The 14,230-nt window shown below is 73.0% G+C and carries 13 protein-coding genes; 8 read left to right on the top strand and 5 right to left on the bottom strand.

Annotated features, from left to right (window positions below):
- Positions 1 to 23: 23 nt before the first annotated feature.
- The 3 genes from AB0H53_RS02890 to AB0H53_RS02880 form a co-directional block, all read right to left on the bottom strand.
- Complete coding sequence (locus AB0H53_RS02890) at positions 24 to 683, bottom strand: RloB family protein (RefSeq protein WP_362106144.1); 660 nt, start codon at positions 681 to 683, stop codon at positions 24 to 26.
- Entirely contained in the window at positions 683 to 1,942 is a 1,260-nt protein-coding gene (locus AB0H53_RS02885) for an ATP-binding protein (RefSeq protein ID WP_362106141.1), read from the bottom strand. Before AB0H53_RS02885 ends, AB0H53_RS02890 begins: the two co-directional genes overlap by 1 nt.
- A 108-nt stretch (positions 1,943 to 2,050) precedes the next feature.
- Positions 2,051 to 2,656, bottom strand: a complete 606-nt coding sequence (locus AB0H53_RS02880) for a hypothetical protein (RefSeq protein ID WP_362106138.1) — start codon at positions 2,654 to 2,656, stop codon at positions 2,051 to 2,053.
- Positions 2,657 to 2,823: 167 nt separating this feature from the next.
- Between AB0H53_RS02880 and AB0H53_RS02875 the strand changes: the two genes are divergently transcribed.
- From AB0H53_RS02875 to AB0H53_RS02860, 4 genes are all read left to right on the top strand, one after another.
- Complete coding sequence (locus tag AB0H53_RS02875; protein ID WP_362106135.1) at positions 2,824 to 4,005, top strand: helix-turn-helix transcriptional regulator; 1,182 nt, start codon at positions 2,824 to 2,826, stop codon at positions 4,003 to 4,005.
- 104 nt (positions 4,006 to 4,109) lie between these two features.
- On the top strand, positions 4,110 to 5,267 hold the full coding sequence (locus AB0H53_RS02870) for an acyl-CoA dehydrogenase family protein (RefSeq protein WP_362106132.1): 1,158 nt from the start codon (positions 4,110 to 4,112) through the stop codon (positions 5,265 to 5,267).
- Between the two features lie 5 nt (positions 5,268 to 5,272).
- A complete protein-coding gene (gene tesB, locus AB0H53_RS02865) occupies positions 5,273 to 6,157 on the top strand; it encodes an acyl-CoA thioesterase II (RefSeq protein ID WP_362106129.1) in 885 nt (294 codons plus the stop codon).
- A 40-nt stretch (positions 6,158 to 6,197) separates the two neighbouring features.
- Complete coding sequence (locus tag AB0H53_RS02860; RefSeq protein ID WP_362106127.1) at positions 6,198 to 6,662, top strand: hypothetical protein; 465 nt, start codon at positions 6,198 to 6,200, stop codon at positions 6,660 to 6,662.
- A 112-nt stretch (positions 6,663 to 6,774) separates the two neighbouring features.
- Here the strand turns inward: AB0H53_RS02860 and AB0H53_RS02855 are convergent, their stop codons facing one another.
- Both AB0H53_RS02855 and AB0H53_RS02850 read right to left on the bottom strand, forming a co-directional pair.
- A complete protein-coding gene (locus AB0H53_RS02855) occupies positions 6,775 to 7,542 on the bottom strand; it encodes a phosphatase (protein WP_362106124.1) in 768 nt (255 codons plus the stop codon).
- Between the two features lie 92 nt (positions 7,543 to 7,634).
- Positions 7,635 to 8,213: a TetR/AcrR family transcriptional regulator gene (locus AB0H53_RS02850; protein ID WP_362106121.1), complete on the bottom strand. Its 579-nt coding sequence runs from the start codon at positions 8,211 to 8,213 to the stop codon at positions 7,635 to 7,637.
- An 80-nt stretch (positions 8,214 to 8,293) separates the two neighbouring features.
- Here AB0H53_RS02850 and AB0H53_RS02845 point away from each other — a divergent pair, with 80 nt between their 5' ends.
- Genes AB0H53_RS02845 through AB0H53_RS02830 form a run of 4 tightly spaced genes read left to right on the top strand, consistent with a single transcriptional unit; the run spans position 8,294 to position 14,004 of the window.
- Positions 8,294 to 9,925, top strand: coding sequence for a carboxyl transferase domain-containing protein (locus tag AB0H53_RS02845; RefSeq protein ID WP_362106118.1), 1,632 nt, complete (start codon positions 8,294 to 8,296; stop codon positions 9,923 to 9,925).
- A 14-nt stretch (positions 9,926 to 9,939) separates the two neighbouring features.
- Entirely contained in the window at positions 9,940 to 11,883 is a 1,944-nt protein-coding gene (locus AB0H53_RS02840) for an acetyl-CoA carboxylase biotin carboxylase subunit (protein WP_362106115.1), read from the top strand.
- On the top strand, positions 11,880 to 12,836 hold the full coding sequence (locus AB0H53_RS02835; protein WP_362106112.1) for a hydroxymethylglutaryl-CoA lyase: 957 nt from the start codon (positions 11,880 to 11,882) through the stop codon (positions 12,834 to 12,836). Before AB0H53_RS02840 ends, AB0H53_RS02835 begins: the two co-directional genes overlap by 4 nt.
- A gap of 7 nt (positions 12,837 to 12,843) precedes the next feature.
- A complete protein-coding gene (locus tag AB0H53_RS02830) occupies positions 12,844 to 14,004 on the top strand; it encodes an acyl-CoA dehydrogenase family protein (protein WP_362106109.1) in 1,161 nt (386 codons plus the stop codon).
- Positions 14,005 to 14,230 lie beyond the last annotated feature (226 nt).

The following is a 14,230-nucleotide window of genomic DNA, read 5'->3' as shown; positions in this document are numbered from 1 at the left end:
CGGCCCCGAGCTGTCACCCTCTGTCAGTACGCGGTGATGCCGAGGCCCTTCTCGACGAACTCGTACACGTCCGTGTACGGGTCCCGCAGGTCCATGGCCTTGTGGGCGGGATGCTGGGCGTTCATCTCCTGGGCCCGCTTCTTCGCCCGGGCGAAGCTGCCCTTCGGAATCTGGTCGGACAGCACGCTCTTGATGTTCTCGGCGCTGTTCGCGAAGGGGAGCAGCTTCACCGCCTCCCCGCAGACACCACCGAAGGTGCCCTGGACCGGCTTGTGGTGGAGCAGCCGCCAGACCTCGAAGCAAGGGTGGGAAAAGGCGATCCGCACGCCCGCCTCCTTCGCCAGCTTGAAGGCGTCCGGGATCTGCTGGTGCTCGTCCCGGTCGAACAGGCACCAGACCTCCGGCCAGAACTTCTCGGCGAGCTTCGCCTTCTTCGCGGCCCGCGTCTCCTCCCGCATCACCCGCACCGCCGCCTCGACCAGGGTGATGGGCTTCCGCTGCGACCCGGGCGCGGACTCATTGGCGATCCGGACCTCGATACCGGTCACACCGGCCCGGCCGCGCACGATCTCGATGTACTGGGGCTCGGTCACCCGGCCCTCGGTGAAGACGTGAACGATCTTGTTCCGCCGTTGCCCCTTGCTCGCGGGCCCCAGCGAGTCCTTCCCCCTCGTACGCGCCATTAGCTGCCGCTCCGCTCGGCCTCGTACGCGCGTTCCCGCTCGTTCGCCGCCATCAGCCGTCGCGCGATCTGCCCCTCCAACAAGGCGGGAACGGCTCCGAACGCCCCGGCCAGGTAGGACTTCATCAGGTCCTCGTCCTCCCCCGGGGAGGCCGCGGTCAGCGGGTACAGCTGGGTCCCCCCGTCCTCGTCCTTCTCGGTGAGCCACACCTGTGCGGGCTCCAGCAGACGGCCTCCGCTCGGTGTGGTGAGGACCGACGGGTCGTGGGAGGTGAAGACGAGCTGTGCGCCCTTGGGATTGGCCTGGGGGTCGTGGAAGAGCCTGACGACCTCGGCGGCGAATCGCGGGTGCAGGCTGGCGTCGAGCTCGTCGACGAGCAGCACCGCGCCTTCGTCCAGGGCCAGCAGTAGCGGGCCGAGCAGGGCGAACCAGGAGCGGGTGCCGTAGGACTCGTGCCGCCAGTCGAGGGGAACGTCCCCCGCCGCGGAGCGGTGGGTCAGGCGCACCTCCGGGCGTCCCTTGCCCCCCTCAACCGTCTCCGCTCCGGTGATGCCGAGGTCCGCGACCCGCAGCAGTTCGTTGATACGGCCTGCCCGGGCGCCGGACAGCTGGCGCGTCGTGAAGGTCTCCCGTTCCTGGCGCTCGACCTCGGGGTCGATCAGCCAGAGGTTCCGGCGGAACCAGTGGAACAGAGGGGTGAGCTGCGGGTGGTTGTCCGTGCCCGCCGTGGAGAGCACCAGGGCGTTGGGCCGGGTGCGCCGCTCCAGGCCGGCGCGGTCCTTCACCCGGGCGCCGGGCCAGTCGTAGACCTTGGTGCGTGAGGCGTCGCGGTCCAGCCAGACCTGCCGGTGGCCCCGGGGGTAGCTGTGCAGCCACTCGGCCTCGACCCGCTCCGCACCCAGTTCGAAGCCGTATGTCCAGCGGACCCCGTCGAGGACGAGGTCCACCTCGTAGAAACTCGACTCCGCGGCGCCCTTGGCGTCCAGTGCGAAGGGGGCGCGGTCCGTGCCGTCGTACGAGGCCCAGCGCGCGTAGGAGCTCTGCACGGCGCTGCTCATGTCCGTCATCGCGGCGAGGACGTTCGACTTGCCCGAGGCGTTGGCGCCGAAGACGCCGATCAGAGGGAGCACGCCCACCGCGCCGCCGGGCAGGTCGACGCGCCGGGCGGCAGCGCTCGGCGCGTCCTCGGGCACGACGAAGGTCAGTTCTTGTTCGTCGCGCAGTGACCGCACATTGGCCGTGCGGAATCTCAGCAGCATGCCGGCCCCTCTCCGCCGCCAGCGTAGTAGGTGGGCACGACAGCGGCGCGCCGAGGTTCCGGTCGCGCCGCTGCGGAGCTGTGGTCGGCCCTCGAGGGAGCCCCCGGGTCAGTGGAGCTTGTTGACGGCGGTCTTCGTCGTGGTGCGGAAGGCGGTCAGCGGGGCGTCCTCGAGGTCGCCCATCTGGCCCCAGCGGACGAGGGTGACGGTGCGGCCGTCGCGGCCGACGGAGAACAGGTGGATGTCGGTGCTGCCGATCTGCGGGTCGGCGGTGTCCAGGCTGTAGACCCAGGCGCCCTCCTCGACGGCGAGCTTGCCGTGGTAGCCGCTGACGGCCTGCATTCCCGGGTTCTGCTGCTTCAGCTGGGAGCCGCAGCCGGAGAGGGACTTGCGCAGGGTGTCGACCAGCTTCACGGCGTCGGCCTCGGTGCGGGCGACGGTGGTGATCTGGACGCCGTAGGCGTCGAGCTCGTTGCTGAAATCGCGGTAGCGGCTGTTCTGCGCCGGGATCTTGTACGGGGCGCAGAGGGTGCCACCGTTCTCCGGGACGCCGGCGAAGACCTTGGAGGCGGTCCACGGCGTCGACGACTTCGGCATCTCGGAGGCGGCGAGGAAGGCGGGCTGGGCAGCGGCCTGCGCCGGGGCCGTGGCGAGGGCCGCGAGGCCCAGGGCGGCAGCGGCGGCGGTGGCGAGCGCGGTACGGAGCTTGTTCATGGTGGTGGGTCCCCCGTCGGGTCGTTCGTTCGGTCAGTGCTCAACCAGCGTGGGGCCGGCGCCCGCCGCCTGCAACGATCACGCGCCCACCATCCGTCCCGGAACCATTCCACCCCCACTGACGTGCAAGGACGTGAAGGATGGGACGCAGGGTCGAGGGGGATGGAATGCCGAAGGACGCCGCCGTCGAGGAGTTCGCGGGGCTCGTGCGCGCGCTGAAGGCGCGGGACGGGCGGAGTTACGAGGCGCTGGGCCGGCGCCTGAGCGTCAGCACGTCCACCCTCCACCGCTACTGCTCCGGGGCGACCGTCCCGGAGGAGTTCGCCGTGGTCGACCGGCTCGCCCTGCTGTGCGGGGCGGACGAGGAGGAACGGCGGGCCCTGGAGGCGGCCTGGACGGCGGCGGACCGCACCCGCCGCCGCACGGCCTCGCCCGTCCCCTCGCCCACGCCTGTGCCGGCCGCGCCGGAACCGAACCCGGAACCGGCCGCGCCGGGACCGGGCCCCGACCCCGCCCCGGGCCCGACCGCCCCGGGGGCGCCCCGCGCCCGCCCCCGTCGTGCCGCCCCCGCTCCCCTGCTCGTCGCCGCCGCCGTCGCCCTCGTCGTGCTCGCCCTCGCCGCCGCCCTGCTCGGCCACCCCACCCGTACGGCTTCCGCCCCCGCTCCCGCTGCGTCCCCGCCGGGGCGGACCGCGGCCCCCCTTCCCTTCACCTGGACCATCGGCTCCCAGCTCTGGCAGGGCGGCTGCGGGCACACCTACCTCGTGGACCGGGCCCCCCGCGCGGTCGCCCCGCCGCCGGTCGCGGCCGACTCCGGGGCGTGGGCCGGGACGCACGGTGCCGTGCACGGCGGGGAGGCGCTGGTGCGGATCACGCTCCAGGGCCGGTCGCCGTCCGACGCCGTCGTCCTCCAGGCCCTGCACGTGCGCGTGGTCGGCCGGGCCGCGCCGCTGCCGTGGAACGCGTACCGGATGGACAACGGCTGCGGCGGCGCCGTCACCCCGCGCCACTTCGCCGTGGACCTCGACCGGCCGCGCCCGCTCGCCAGGCCCGTCAATGGCCTCGACGCCTCCGGCGCCGAGGTCCGGACGATCCCGGCCGTCTCCTTCCCGTACAAGATCACCTCCTCCGACCCCGAGGAGCTGCTGGTCTCGGCCCGGACGGCGGGCTGCGGCTGCCGCTGGTACCTGGAGCTGGAATGGAGCGCCGGGGGCCGTTCGGGGACGGTGCGGATCACGGACGGCGGGAAGCCATTCCGCACGAGCGCGACCCGAGGGAGGCCGGCGTACGTGTACGACTCCGCCGAAGGGCTCTGGATCACAGACGCGGAGTCTGGACAGATCGGGTGACCGATGAGTAACTTCGACGGACACAGGCTGAGCAAGCGCTTAGGCACATGCCGAAGCGTCGGAGCGACCGGCCGGACCAGGACAGGAACCGAAGGAGGCGGCTCGTGCGCCGTACCGTATTCGACGAGGACCACGAGGCGTTCCGGGAGACCATCCGCGCCTTCATCGAGGCCGAGGTCGTCCCCGTCTACGACGAGTGGTTCGCCGCCGGCCAGGCGCCGCGCGACTTCTACTACAAGCTCGGCGAGCTGGGTGTCTTCGGTATCCGCGTCCCCGAGGAGTACGGCGGCGCCGGCATCGAGTCCCACAAGTACGAGGCCGTGATGTACGAGGAGACCGCCCGCGCGGGCGTCTCCTTCGGCGGCTCCGGCGTGCACGTGCTGCTCGGCCTGCCCTACATCGAGATGCTGGCCACCGACGAGCAGAAGAAGCGCTACCTGCCGAAGTTCGTCACCGGCGAGGAGATGTGGGCGCTGGCGATGACCGAGCCGGGCACCGGCTCGGACGTCGCGGGCATGAAGACCACCGCCAAGCTCTCCGAGGACGGCACGCACTACGTCCTCAACGGCGCCAAGACCTTCATCACCGGTGGTGTGCACGCCGACCGCGTGATCGTGTGCGCCCGCACCTCCGCCCCGCGCGAGGACGACCGCCGCTTCGGCATCTCCCTGTTCGCGGTGGACACCAAGTCCGAGGGCTACTCGGTGGGCCGCAAGCTGGACAAGCTGGGCCTGAAGACGTCCGACACCGCCGAGCTGGCCTTCGTCGACGTCAAGGTCCCGGTCGAGGACCTGCTCGGCGAGGAGGGCAAGGGCTTCTCCTACCTCGGCCACAACCTGGCCTCCGAGCGCTGGGGCATCGCCTTCGGCGCGTACGCCCAGGCCAAGGCCGCGATCCGGTTCGCGCAAGCGTACGTGACCGACCGCACCGTCTTCGGCAAGCCGGTCGCCCACTTCCAGAACACCAAGTTCGAGCTGGCCGCCTGCCAGGCCGAGGTGGACGCCGCCGAGGCCGTCGCCGACCGCGCCCTGGAGGCCCTGGACGCGGGCGAGCTGACCCCGGCCGAGGCCGCCAGCGCCAAGCTCTTCTGCACCGAGGTCGCCCACCGCGTCATCGACCGCTGCCTCCAGCTGCACGGCGGCTACGGCTACATGAACGAGTACCCGATCGCCCGCCTGTACGCGGACAACCGGGTCAACCGCATCTACGGCGGCACCAGCGAGATCATGAAGACCATCATCGCCAAGTCGATGGGTCTGTAGTCCCTGTGACCGAAAGCGCGCAACCGCTCGACGACCTGCTCGATCTGCTCGACCTGGAGCGGATCGAGCAGGACATCTTCCGGGGCGAGTCCCGCTCGGCGATCGTCCCGCGCGTCTTCGGCGGGCAGGTCGCCGCGCAGGCCCTGGTGGCGGCCGGCCGGACCGTCCCGGACGACCGGCTCGCCCACTCCCTGCACGCGTACTTCCTGCGCCCCGGCGACCCCGGCGCGCCGATCGTCTACACCGTGGACCGCATCCGCGACGGCCGGTCGTTCACCACGCGCCGGGTCGTCGCCGTGCAGCACGGCCAGCCGATCTTCCACCTGTCGGCGTCGTTCCAGACGTACGAGGAGGGCCTGGAGCACCAGGCGGACATGCCGCCCGCCCCCGCTCCGGAGACGCTCCCGACGGCCGCCGAGCTGCTGCCCCGGTACGCGGACCGGTTCATCGAGCCGGACACCGTGGACCGCCTCCTGGAGGCCCGGGCGGCGGTCGACCTCCGGTACGCCGAGGAGCCCCCGTACGGGACGGCGGGCACGCCCCGCGAGCCGCGCTCGCAGGTGTGGTTCCGCACCAACGGCAAGCTCGCCGACGACCCCCTGCTGCACGTCTGCCTGGCGACCTACGTCTCCGACATGACCCTGCTGGACTCGGTGCTGCTGGCCCACGGGCGCGGCGGCTGGGCTGTCGGCGACGTGGTGGGCGCCTCGCTGGACCACGCCATGTGGTTCCACCGCCCCTTCCGGGCGGACGAGTGGCTGCTGTACGACCAGGAGTCCCCGTCGGCGTCCGGCGGCCGGGGCCTGGGCCAGGCGCGGATCTGGACGCAGGACGGGCGGCTGGCCATCTCGGTCATCCAGGAGGGCGTGGTCCGCGTACCGCGCGAGTAGGGGCTCGACGGCTCGCCCGCCTTCCACCAGGGTGGGGGCCATGGAAGACGTATCGGGGGGAACGGTCCTCGCCCTGGCCGGAGTTCTGCTGGGCACGCTGGGCACGCTCATAGGCCAGCACCTGGCGACCCGGGTGGAGAGCCGGCGCCACCAGTGGGAGCGGACCGCCACGGAGCGCGGGGAGCGCAAGGAGGCCATCATGCACTTCCTCGGCTCGGCTCAGCGCATCGAGCTGGTGCTGGACAGCAGGAACCTGGGGCTGCCGGCGGCCGACACCTCCGACGAGGAGGCCCTGCACGCGCTGTGGCTGGCGAAGAAGGCCGTCGAGCTGGTCTGCTCGCCCGGGACGGCACGGGCCGCCCAGGACTACGCGGAGGCGCTGCACGTCCGGATGCGCGACGGCACGGCGGGCGCGTCCCTCTCCGCCAAACGGGAGCGCCGCCACACCTTCATGGAGGCGGCGCGCGGCGAGCTGGGCAGCTCCGGCGGGACCGGCCGCCCGTGAGGGAAGGGGCCCCCGCGCGGCCTGCGGGCCCCCGTCCGGTCGTCCGGGCCGCCGTGCGCCGCCCCGCGCCCGGGCGCCCGGGTGTCCCCGGTCGGACCGGGGTGCCCACCGGTCAGAGCAGCCCGGCCGCGTCCAGCAGGTAGGCGGTCATCGGCTCGTAGAAGCGCGGGTCCACCACGTGGTCGTCGAGCGGGACGGCGACCTGGACGGTGCCCTCGGCCTCGCCGATGAACAGGGCGGGGTCGTTGCAGTCGGCGTACCCCACCGAGTCGATGCCGCGCTGCCCGGCCCGGCCGGCCCACCCGTGGTCGGCGACGACCAGGTCCGGCTGGACGTCCAGGTGGTCGAGGATCGCGTTCATCGGTTCCGGCGAATGGGTGTGCCAGAGGCTGGCGCCGCGCTCGAAGACGGCGACGTCCGCGAACTGCACGACGTACCCCTCGTCGGCGGTGAGCCCGCCGGGGATCCGCACGACGTCGCAGCCGGCGGCGCGCAGCGCGGTGGCCGTACCGCTGTGCACGTCCAGCAGGGCGCCGGGGTGCCCGGTCGCGAACAGCACCCGCTGCCGGCCCGCCGCCGCCTTGCGCAGCCGGGCGGCCATCCGCTCCAGGCCGTCGACGGTCAGCTCCGGGTCGATGGTGTCCTGCCCGCTCCGGTGCGAGGGGTCGTCGATCACCCCGCACCGCTCGGCCATCACGGCGAGCACGTCCTGCTCGTCGGTCCACCGGTCGCCCAGCTCCAGGCCGAGCCAGTAGTGGCGGTCCCCGTTCGCCAGCTTGCGGTAGTGGGAGAGGTTGTTGTCGCGGGGCGTGGCGACGTCACCGGCGATACGGGTGCGGACGAGGTGCTCGACGAGGGCGGCGCGGCTGGGTATCGGCATGGCCCCATTGTGCCGCGCGACCACCGGCCGTGGCCGCCCCGTTCCGCCCCGTGGACGCGGGGGGCGCCCGGCGGGTCCCCGGCCCGCACCCGTCACACCGCGAGCGCCCCGAACGCCCCGTGCGCCAGCCGGCGCAGCAGTGACTCCATGGCCGTGCGGCCCAGCAGGCCGATGTGGGGGGTCGAGTTCAGCAGGCCGAAGACGGCGTGGACGGTGGCCCGCGCCTCGGCCTCCGGGCGCGCCGGGTAGAGCTCGCGCACGACCGACACCCACAGCTCGACGTACTGCCGCTGGAGCTGGCGCACCCGCTTGCGGTCGGTGTCGCGCAGGCGGTCCAGCTCGCGGTCGTGCAGGGTGATCAGGGGGCGGTCGTCGAGCGCGAAGTCGATGTGCCCGTCGATGAGCGCCCCGAGGAGCGTCCCGGGGTCGCCCGCCGCCTCCGCCACCCGGCGCCGGCCGCCGTCGAGGAGCCGCTCGCTGATGCCGACCAGCAGCTCGGCGAGCATCGCGTCCTTGCCGGGGAAGTGCCGGTAGAGGCCGGGACCGCTGATGCCGACCGCCGCCCCTATCTCGTCCACGCCCACCCCGTGGAAGCCGCGCTCGGCGAAGAGGCGGGCGGCCTCCTTGAGGATCTGTTCGCGGCGCGTCGGGGCGTCGGTCCTGGTGCTCATGGATTGATTCTAGACAAGGCCGTTAGCGCTCGTTAACCTGAGGGAAATGCGTTAACGCTCATTAACCTGGGGGCGACACGATGCGACAGGCACCGGTGCTGACGAGCGCGGCGGATCCCGCGTCCGCGGCCTGGCAGGCCAACGAGGCGGCACACCACGAGCTGGCCGACGAGCTGCGCGCCCGGCTGGCCGCGGCCCGGCTGGGCGGCGGCGAGCGGTCCCGCGCCCGGCACACGGCGCGCGGCAAGCTGCTGCCGCGCGACCGGGTCGACACGCTCCTGGATCCCGGCTCGCCGTTCCTGGAGCTCGCCCCGCTCGCGGCGAACGGCATGTACGACGACCAGGCCCCGGCGGCCGGGGTGATCGCCGGGATCGGCCGGGTCAGCGGCCGCGAGGTGGTGGTCGTCGCCAACGACGCCACCGTCAAGGGCGGCACGTACTACCCGATGACGGTCAAGAAGCACCTGCGCGCCCAGGAGGTGGCCCTGGAGAACCGGCTGCCGTGCGTCTACCTGGTCGACTCGGGCGGCGCCTTCCTGCCGATGCAGGACGAGGTCTTCCCCGACCGGGAGCACTTCGGCCGGATCTTCTACAACCAGGCCCGGATGTCGGGCGCCGGCATCCCGCAGATCGCCGCCGTGCTGGGTTCGTGCACCGCCGGCGGCGCGTACGTCCCGGCGATGAGCGACGAGGCCGTGATCGTGCGGAACCAGGGCACCATCTTCCTGGGCGGCCCGCCGCTGGTGAAGGCGGCGACCGGCGAGGTCGTCACCGCGGAGGAGCTCGGCGGCGGCGAGGTGCACTCCCGGACCTCCGGTGTCACCGACCACCTGGCGGAGGACGACGCCCACGCCCTGCGGATCGTGCGGAACATCGTCGCCACGCTCCCCGCGCGCGGCCCGCTGCCCTGGTCGGTGGAGCCGGCCGAGGAGCCGAAGGTCGACCCGGCCGGGCTGTACGGCGCGGTGCCGGTCGACTCCCGCACGCCCTACGACGCGCGGGAGATCATCGCGCGGGTCGTGGACGGCTCCCGGTTCCAGGAGTTCAAGTCCGAGTTCGGCCAGACGCTGGTCACCGGCTTCGCCCGGATCCACGGCCACCCGGTCGGGATCGTCGCCAACAACGGCATCCTGTTCGCCGAGTCCGCCCAGAAGGGCGCCCACTTCATCGAGCTGTGCGACCAGCGCGGCATCCCGCTGCTGTTCCTCCAGAACATCTCCGGCTTCATGGTCGGCCGGGACTACGAGGCGGGCGGCATCGCCAAGCACGGCGCCAAGATGGTCACCGCGGTGGCCTGCACCCGGGTGCCGAAGCTGACGGTCGTCGTCGGCGGTTCGTACGGCGCCGGCAACTACTCCATGTGCGGCCGGGCCTACTCGCCCCGCTTCCTGTGGATGTGGCCCAACGCCAAGATCTCCGTGATGGGCGGCGAGCAGGCCGCCTCGGTCCTGGCCACCGTCAAGCGCGACCAGCTCCAGGCGCGCGGCGAGCAGTGGCCCGCCGAGGACGAGGAGGCCTTCAAGGCCCCGGTCCGCGCGCAGTACGAGCGGCAGGGCAACGCCTACTACGCGACCGCCCGGCTGTGGGACGACGGTGTGATCGACCCGCTGGAGACCCGCCAGGTGCTGGGTCTGGCCCTGACCGCGTGTGCCAACGCCCCGCTGCCCGCCAAGGACGGCCAGACGTCCGGCTTCGGCGTCTTCCGGATGTGAGGGACCTCAAGACGATGACCATGTTCGACACAGTCCTGGTCGCCAACCGAGGCGAGATCGCGGTGCGCGTCATCCGTACGCTGCGGTCCCTCGGCATCCGCTCGGTGGCCGTCTTCAGCGACGCGGACGCCGACGCCCGGCACGTGCGGGAGGCGGACACCGCCGTCCGGATCGGGCCGCCGCCGGCCGCCGAGAGCTACCTGCGGGTGGACCGGCTCCTTGAGGCGGCGGAACGGACCGGCGCGCAGGCGGTCCACCCCGGGTACGGCTTCCTCGCGGAGAACGCCGCCTTCGCGGAGGCGTGCGCCGAGGCCGGTCTGGTCTTCATCGGGCCCCCCGCGCCGGCCATCGCCCTGATGGGCGACAAGATCCGGGCCAAGGAGACGGTGAAGGCCGCCGGAGTGCCCGTCGTCCCGGGCTCGTCGGGCAGCGGGCTGAGCGACGACGAGCTGGCCGCCGCCGCCCGCGAGATCGGTATGCCGGTGCTGCTGAAGCCCTCGGCGGGCGGCGGCGGCAAGGGCATGCGCCTGACCCGCGCCGAGTCGGCCCTGCTGGACGAGATCGCGGCGGCCCGCCGCGAGGCGCGGGCGTCCTTCGGCGACGACACCCTGCTGGTGGAGCGGTGGATCGACCGGCCCCGGCACATCGAGATCCAGGTCCTGGCGGACGGCCACGGCAACGTCGTCCACCTCGGGGAGCGCGAGTGCTCCCTCCAGCGCCGGCACCAGAAGATCATCGAGGAGGCGCCGTCCGTCCTGCTCGACGAGAGGACACGTGCCGCCATGGGTGAGGCGGCCGTCCAGGCGGCCCGCTCCTGCGGCTACCGGGGCGCGGGCACGGTGGAGTTCATCGTCCCGGGCGGTGACCCGTCCGCGTACTACTTCATGGAGATGAACACCCGCCTCCAGGTCGAGCACCCGGTCACCGAGCTGATCACCGGACTGGACCTGGTGGAGTGGCAGCTGCGGGTCGCGGCGGGTGAGCGGCTGCCGTTCGGGCAGGACGACATCCGGCTGGACGGGCACGCCGTCGAGGCCCGGATCTGCGCCGAGGACCCCTCCCGGGGGTTCCTCCCGTCGGGCGGCACGGTCCTGGCGCTGAACGAGCCGCGGGGCGCGGGCGTACGGACCGACTCGGGCCTGAGCGAGGGCACGGAGGTCTCCAGCCTGTACGACCCGATGCTGGCGAAGGTCGTCGTCCACGCGGCCGACCGCCCCACGGCGCTGCGCCGGCTGCGCGCCGCCCTGGCCGACACCGTGGTGCTCGGCGTCCCGACCAACGCGGGCTTCCTGCGCCGGCTCCTGGCCCACCCGGACGTCGTCAGCGGCGACCTGGACACGGGCCTGGTGGAGCGGGACGTGGACGCCCTGGTCCCGGACGGCGTCCCCGACGAGGTGTACGAGGCCGCGGCGGCGGTGCGCCAGGCGGGGCTGCGGCCACGGCCGGGGGCCGGCGGCTGGACGGACCCGTTCGCGGTGCCGGACGGCTGGCGGCTGGGCGGCGAGCCGGCGCCCGTGACGCACTGGCTGCGCGTGCCGGGGTCCGACCCCGTCGCCCGCCGGGCCGGGGCCGGGGCGCATGTGACCGACGACCGGGTCACGGTCACCGTGGACGGCGTCACCCACACCTTCCACCGGGCCGGCACCTGGCTGGGCCGGGACGGGGACGGCTGGAACGTCCTCGACCACGACCCGGTCGAGGCCTCGCTGAACCGGGGCGCGCACGCCGGCGCCGACTCGCTGACCGCCCCCATGCCGGGCACCGTCACCGTCGTCAAGGTGGCCGTCGGGGACGAGGTGACGGCCGGTCAGGGGCTGGTCGTGGTGGAGGCGATGAAGATGGAGCACGTCATCTCCGCCCCGCACGACGGCACCGTCGCCGAGCTGGACGTCACGCCCGGCGCCACCGTCGCCATGGACCAGGTGCTGGCCGTGGTGGTCCCCAAGGAGGAGGCATGAGCACCGGACTTCCCATGACCGTGCCGGAGCCCGGGCTGCCCGGCCGGGTGACGATCCACGAGGTCGGGGCGCGGGACGGACTCCAGAACGAGCAGGGTGTCGTCCCGACCGAGGTGAAGGCCGAGTTCGTCCGGCGGCTGGCCGCCGCCGGGCTCGGCACCGTCGAGGCGACCAGCTTCGTCCACCCCAAGTGGGTGCCCCAGCTGGCGGACGCGGAAGCGCTGTTCCCGCTCGTCAGCGACCTGGCCGGGGCCGGGGTCCGGCTGCCCGTCCTCGTGCCGAACGAGCGGGGCCTGGACCGGGCCCTCGCGCTCGGCGCCCGTGAGGTCGCCGTGTTCGCCTCCGCCACCGAGTCGTTCGCCAAGGCCAACCTCAACCGCACGGTGGACGAGGCGCTCGCCATGTTCGCCCCGGTCGTCGCCCGCGCCAAGGACGCCGGCCTGGCCGTGCGGGGCTATCTGTCCATGTGCTTCGGCGACCCCTGGGAGGGTCCCGTCCCGGTCGAACAGGTCGTCGCCGTCACCCGTCGCCTCAAGGACCTCGGGTGCGACGAGCTCAGCCTGGGCGACACCATCGGCGTGGCCACACCCGGCCACGTCCGGCGGCTGCTCACCGCGCTCAACGAGGCGGGCGTGCGGACGGACGAGCTCGCCGTGCACTTCCACGACACCTACGGCCAGGCCCTGGCGAACACCCTGGCCGCGCTCCGGCACGGGGTGACCACCGTGGACGCGTCCGCCGGCGGCCTCGGCGGCTGCCCGTACGCCAAGTCCGCCACCGGGAACCTCGCCACCGAAGACCTCGTGTGGATGCTCCACGGCCTCGGCATCGAGACCGGGGTCGACCTCGGCCGGCTCACCGCCACCAGCGTGTGGCTGGCCGAACGGCTGGGCCGCCCCAGCCCGTCCCGCACCGTCCGCGCCCTCGGCGGCGCCGCCTCCCACAAGGAGTGACCCACCCATGTCCCTGGACCACCGGCTGTCGCCGGAACACGAGGAACTCCGCCGTACCGTCGAGGAGTTCGCGCACGACGTCATCGCGCCCAAGATCGGCGACTTCTACGAGCGGCACGAGTTCCCGTACGAGATCGTGCGGGAGATGGGACGGATGGGCCTGTTCGGGCTGCCCTTCCCCGAGGAGTACGGCGGCATGGGCGGCGACTACCTCGCCCTCGGCATCGCGCTCGAAGAGCTCGCCCGGGTGGACTCCTCGGTCGCCATCACCCTGGAGGCGGCCGTCTCGCTCGGCGCGATGCCGATCCACCGCTTCGGCACCGAGGAGCAGAAGCGGCAGTGGCTGCCCCGGATGTGCGCCGGTGAGGTGCTGGGCGCCTTCGGCCTGACCGAGCCCGGGTGCGGCTCCGACGCGGGCGGTACCCGCACCACGGCCGTGCGGGACGGTGACGAGTGGGTCGTCAACGGCTCGAAGTGCTTCATCACCAACTCCGGTACGGACATCACCGGGCTGGTCACGGTCACGGCCGTCACCGGCCGCAAGGCCGACGGCCGGCCGCTGATCTCCTCCATCATCGTCCCGTCCGGCACCCCGGGCTTCACGGTGGCCGCCCCCTACTCCAAGGTCGGCTGGAACGCCTCGGACACCCGGGAGCTGTCGTTCTCCGACGTCCGGGTCCCGGCGGCCAACCTGCTCGGCGAGGAGGGCCGGGGGTACGCCCAGTTCCTCCAGATCCTCGACGAGGGCCGCGTCGCCATCTCCGCGCTGGCCACCGGACTGGCGCAGGGGTGTGTGGACGAGTCGGTGAAGTACGCCAAGGAGCGGCACGCGTTCGGGCGGCCCATCGGCGACAACCAGGCGATCCAGTTCAAGATCGCGGACATGGAGACCCGGGCGCACATGGCCCGGATCGGCTGGCGGGACGCGGCCTCCCGTCTGGTCAGCGGTGAGCCGTTCAAGAAGGAGGCGGCGGTGGCGAAGCTGTACTCCTCCACGGTGGCCGTCGACAACGCCCGCGAGGCCACTCAGATCCACGGCGGCTACGGCTTCATGAACGAGTATCCGGTCGCCCGTATGTGGCGGGACTCCAAGATCCTGGAGATCGGCGAGGGCACCAGCGAGGTGCAGCGGATGCTGATCGCCCGCGAACTGGGGCTCTCCGCCTGATCCGTTCGCCACCTCTGCCGGGAAGGGCCCGGGGACGCGCCGTGCGGCGCGCCCCCGGGCCCTTCCGGTTCCTCCGGGCCGTTCCAGTGACTCCGGCCCCTTCCGGTCCCCCAGCCCCTCCCGGTGGCTCCGGCCCCTCCCTGTGTGCTTCCGGCCCCTCCCGGTGGCTCCGGACCCTTGGGTCCCTCCGCGGGATTCCGGCGGCACGCGAGGTTCCGGAGCACCG

The sequence above is a fragment of the Streptomyces sp. NPDC050856 genome (assembly GCF_040653855.1).
Classification (GTDB): domain Bacteria; phylum Actinomycetota; class Actinomycetes; order Streptomycetales; family Streptomycetaceae; genus Streptomyces.
Note: the sequence above shows the minus strand (reverse complement) of the source record. Positions and strands in the feature narration are given on the sequence as shown.